This window comes from Haloferax sp. s1 (assembly GCF_058382125.1).
In genome coordinates this window covers 1-3,190 of the sequence record NZ_JBZRPK010000330.1, presented here as the reverse complement: position 1 = coordinate 3,190, position 3,190 = coordinate 1, and the positions used below count along the sequence as shown (strand labels likewise).

The 3,190-nt window shown below is 61.2% G+C and carries 6 protein-coding genes and 1 pseudogene; 3 read left to right on the top strand and 4 right to left on the bottom strand.

Annotation, left to right across the window (positions count from 1 at the left end):
- Positions 1 to 383, top strand: a pseudogene (locus QT222_RS03810) (methionine synthase); the annotation flags it as partial.
- Between the two features lie 110 nt (positions 384 to 493).
- Entirely contained in the window at positions 494 to 991 is a 498-nt protein-coding gene (locus QT222_RS03805) for an ester cyclase (protein ID WP_491476358.1), read from the top strand.
- A gap of 176 nt (positions 992 to 1,167) precedes the next feature.
- Here QT222_RS03805 and ndk read toward each other — a convergent pair whose 3' ends face one another.
- The 4 genes from ndk to rpl7ae are packed head-to-tail and all read right to left on the bottom strand — an operon-like array spanning position 1,168 to position 2,432.
- Positions 1,168 to 1,632, bottom strand: coding sequence for a nucleoside-diphosphate kinase (gene ndk / locus QT222_RS03800; protein WP_004060230.1), 465 nt, complete (start codon positions 1,630 to 1,632; stop codon positions 1,168 to 1,170).
- Positions 1,633 to 1,836 carry a 50S ribosomal protein L24e gene (locus QT222_RS03795; protein ID WP_004060229.1) on the bottom strand — a complete coding sequence of 68 codons (204 nt, stop codon included), beginning with the start codon at positions 1,834 to 1,836 and terminating at the stop codon, positions 1,633 to 1,635.
- A gap of 2 nt (positions 1,837 to 1,838) precedes the next feature.
- On the bottom strand, positions 1,839 to 2,063 hold the full coding sequence (locus tag QT222_RS03790; RefSeq protein ID WP_004060228.1) for a 30S ribosomal protein S28e: 225 nt from the start codon (positions 2,061 to 2,063) through the stop codon (positions 1,839 to 1,841).
- A gap of 6 nt (positions 2,064 to 2,069) precedes the next feature.
- On the bottom strand, positions 2,070 to 2,432 hold the full coding sequence (gene rpl7ae / locus QT222_RS03785; protein WP_004060227.1) for a 50S ribosomal protein L7Ae: 363 nt from the start codon (positions 2,430 to 2,432) through the stop codon (positions 2,070 to 2,072).
- A gap of 290 nt (positions 2,433 to 2,722) precedes the next feature.
- Between rpl7ae and QT222_RS03780 the strand changes: the two genes are divergently transcribed.
- On the top strand, positions 2,723 to 3,190 hold a 468-nt coding region (locus QT222_RS03780; protein ID WP_491476357.1), incomplete at its 3' end, for a tRNA(Met) cytidine acetyltransferase TmcA domain-containing protein.

The window sequence follows — 3,190 nt, the reverse complement described above, 5'->3', positions numbered from 1 at the left end:
GTTACGTCGACTACTCGCGTATCTACCCTGAACTCAACGACTACCCAATCGACGAGTTCGACGTGGAACTCTGCAACGGTGGGTACGAGCAGATAGACGTGTTCACCGACCCCGAGTTCGAACCCGACCTTGCACTCGGCGTCGTCGACGTACACACCGCCGAGGTCGAGACGGTCGAAGAAATCAAGGAGAACATCAAACAGGGTCTGAAGGTCGTTCCACCGGAGAGACTCACCGTCTCACCCGACTGCGGCGTGAAACTCCTCCCGCGCGAAGTCGCGTACGAGAAGATGAAGAACATGGTCACGGCCGCTCGCGAAGTCGAAGCCGAACTCGACGCTGGCGAAATCGACCTTACTGCGCCCGTCCCGCAGGCCGACTGAGCGCCACCAGCTCGATTCTTGCGCATCTTTTGTCAGTCTCGGTTTGCTGATTGTCCTCGTTGATAACTGATTTGTCAATAGTTAACAACTGACACAACGTAGTATCGTGTATGAGTTCTGAATCAGTCGCACCGGAGACAGAGAACATCGAACTCTGCCGTCGATACGTCGAAGAGTTCGTGAATACGGGTGACGAAACCGTCGCTGTGGCGGTGCTCCACGAAGATGTACTCACCCACCAGCTAGGTATTGGTGAAGACCGCATGGGTCGAGACGCGCTTGTCGAGCAGATACTCAGTTTCCGCGAGGCAGTTCCAGACTGGCACCTGACGGTCGAAGATGCAATCGCACAGGATGACCGGGTGATGTTCCGCCTGACGGCCCGTGGGACGCCGAAGAAAGCGTGGAGAAACCTCGTTCCGACGGGCCGGTCGTTCGAGGCGGACGCATTCTTCGCGTTCCGTGTTGAAGATGGGCGCATCGTCGAACAGTGGAACCTGGTGAACCTGATGGGAATCTCCCAGCAACTCGGGATGATGCCGCCGACGCCGCGAGCCATCGCAAAGATGATTTCGCACCGTCTCAGGTCCCGGTTCGGGTCAGCGTAGCTGCCCATAGGACAGCCCCGAGCTATCCCGAGAAACAGTTGGAGAACGTCGGGTGCTACCCACCCGCACATTTCGCGCCGAGAGTAGCCCTCTCGTCGAAGAGAGCGCGGACGAGAGGGAGTACGACGTAGCCGCCGCTCCTCTCGGGCAAGAAACTGAAAATCGGTGACGAGAGCTTACTCGTAGAGCCAGGTCTCGTCGATGCGCTCGTAGTCGACCAGTTCTTCTTCGTCGAAGAACAGGGCGATTTCGCGCTCGTTTGCGCCCTCGTCCTCGTGGTCGGAGCCGTGGATGACGTTCCGACCGAGGTCGAGACCGTAGTCACCGCGGATAGTACCGGGGGCGGATGCTGCGGGGTCGGTCTCGCCCATCATACGGCGGACCTGACGCGTCGCGTCCTGACCTTCCCAGACCATCGCGAAGACGGGACCGGACGTGATGAAGTCGACGAGACCCTCGAAGAAGGGCTTGCCCTCGTGTTCGCCGTAGTGCTCGTGGGCGAGTTCCTCGTCGATCTGCATGAACTTCCCGGCGACCATCTTGAGACCGCGGTCCTCGAATCGGGAGACGATGTCTCCGATGAGTCCGCGCTGGACGCCGTCCGGTTTGACCATCACGAAGGTGCGCTCGGCGTCGGACATTTAGTTGTCCTCCTCCGCACGGCCGCTTGCGCGGCGGCCGGCTTCCGTCCACTCAAGGTCGCGAGCCTCGCGACCGAGGAAGTAGTTCTTCTCGGCCTTCGAGTTCTTGAAGTGAAGGATGGTTCCGTCGGTCTTGACGTACATCGTGCCCGTTCCGGGCTCGATCTCTTCACCGCTGTAGTCACACGTGCGCTTCTCGACCATTGTTACTGTCCTCCGATGGAGTCGGCGTCACGCTGGGTCTCGCGGAGCTGGAGAATGTCGCCCTCACGGACGGGACCCAGCACGTTTCGCGTGATGATACGGCCCTTGTTGGAGCCTTCACGGATGCGGCACTTGACCTGCATGGCCTCGCCGTGCATCCCTGTCTTTCCAACGACTTCGATGACTTCAGCAGGCGTCGAGTCGCTGGCTTGTTCGTCCGCGCTCATGGTCGGTTATCGAAGGTCCTCGACCTTAGTCGCGATGTCCTCGACATCGTCGGACGCTTCACCAGCGTCGACGATGGCGGCCGCGGCACTGCCGACTTCGAGGCCGGCGGCGTGGCCGATGTCGTCCTGCGTCTCGACAAAGAGGAACGGAATGCCCTTCTCGTCGGCGAGTTCGGGCAGGTGCATGACGATCTCCTCGGGGGAGACGTCTTCCGCGATGAGAACGAGCTGGGCGTTGCCCCGCTCGATGGACTTGGTCGTTTCGTTGGTTCCTTTCTTCACGATACCAGTATCTCGGGCGACCTCGAGCGCCTCGACGGCGCTGTCAGCGAGGTCGGCCGGTACGTCGAAGTCTACGTAAACAGCCATTGTTGTTCACCTATATCCTGCTCGCGGGCTCGACTCCCTCGCCGGCACACCGGTTGGTCGGTCACAACCGGTAGGCACGAAATCCCTACGGCGAGGAGGTTCATCAACCCCGGACAGGCTGTAACCATTCTTTGCTCCGGCCCCCATAAAAGCGCTTTCAAAATCTCGACGGCGTGCCACGAGTCCGCACGGGACGCGAAAAACGCCGATTTTCACGACTTCGAGTCCGCACACGACAGCCGAACGAAGCGACCGAAGAACGTGATTAGGCTCGCCAGCATAACGGTGATATGCCCCGTTCCGGCGACGCTTCTCGCCGACCTGACACACCCGATATCGAGTCGCTCGCGGCCGCCCGCCGCGACGAGGCGAGGGCGGCTAACCAGCGGCGGCTTCTCGTCTTCACCGGCGACAGGGACGCCGGTATCGACGCCGCCTTTGATGTGGTTCGCGGAACCGACGTCCCCGAGGACGAGGTAACCTTTGTCACGTCCCGTGAGGGCTTTAGATTCGACCGTGTCGAACCCCGGCAGGCCTCGTCGCTTCTTGGGACGACACGAACCGTCGTCGTCCTCGACGCCCACGAGGATTTCTCGCCGAACACGCTCGGTCGCGTCGCCGGTGCTGTCGACGGCGGCGGCCTGCTCGTCCTCCTCACCCCCTCCCTCGACGAGGTGGGTTCCCGCCGCGATTCGTTCGACGGTCGCCTCGCCGTCCCGCCGTTTACCGTCGATGACGTGGCCAGTCGCTTCCGCGGC

Excerpts from the sequence above, each read along its gene's own strand:
- QT222_RS03805 (WP_491476358.1), top strand. The coding sequence starts at position 494 with ATGAGTTCTGAATCAGTCGCACCGGAGACAGAGAACATCGAACTCTGC.
- ndk (WP_004060230.1), bottom strand. The coding sequence starts at position 1,632 with ATGTCCGACGCCGAGCGCACCTTCGTGATGGTCAAACCGGACGGCGTC.
- QT222_RS03795 (WP_004060229.1), bottom strand. The coding sequence starts at position 1,836 with ATGGTCGAGAAGCGCACGTGTGACTACAGCGGTGAAGAGATCGAGCCC.
- QT222_RS03790 (WP_004060228.1), bottom strand. The coding sequence starts at position 2,063 with ATGAGCGCGGACGAACAAGCCAGCGACTCGACGCCTGCTGAAGTCATC.
- rpl7ae (WP_004060227.1), bottom strand. The coding sequence starts at position 2,432 with ATGGCTGTTTACGTAGACTTCGACGTACCGGCCGACCTCGCTGACAGC.